This window comes from Oleiphilus sp. HI0086 (genome assembly GCF_001635225.1).
On sequence record NZ_LWFZ01001172.1, the window covers coordinates 1 to 591 of the forward strand.

The following is a 591-nucleotide window of genomic DNA, read 5'->3' on the forward strand; positions in this document are numbered from 1 at the left end:
CTGATAGTTGTTAGTTCTCACTTGCTTACTAAGATGATTGATAAACGAGTCTATCGAAGCGTATTGAAAAAGCTTATAGGCGGGTATATCTAGCTGAAAGCTTTCATATAGCTGAACTGATAACTGGTTCGCCATGAGTGATGTCATGCCTACATCAACCAGACTTTTTGATGTGTCGATATTGTCGTTACCAAGCAAGGAATAGATCATTGAGCTTAGTGACACTTTATCTGGCACAGCTATTAGCTGCTCTTTCTGCATGCTTGAAACCTGCTCAGCTAACTTACCTTGATTGGCGTGATACTGGGCGAGCATACTCTTGCGGTCGATTTTCCCTGAAGGCGTTGTCATCAGTGCATCGCTGAACAGAAAATGAGACGGCTGCATATAGGCAGGTAGCTCTTGCGTGAGGTATGCTTTGAGTATTGAAGCATCCTCAGAGTTGCTTACAATAAAAGCAATAATCGATTTTTGCGCTTCGCTCTCTGAAACTGTTACAGCTGCATTGGAGACACTCTCATGCTTCATTAAACAGGCTTCAATTTCCGATAACTCAATACGATAGCCACTAATTTTTACTTGGTTATCAGT

Annotated in this window: 1 protein-coding gene; it reads right to left on the reverse strand. The window is 41.8% G+C overall.

What is annotated here, in order from left to right; genetic code table 11:
- A partial coding sequence (locus A3756_RS20495) for a phosphopantetheine-binding protein (RefSeq protein WP_156490644.1) occupies positions 1–591 on the reverse strand: 591 nt, incomplete at both ends.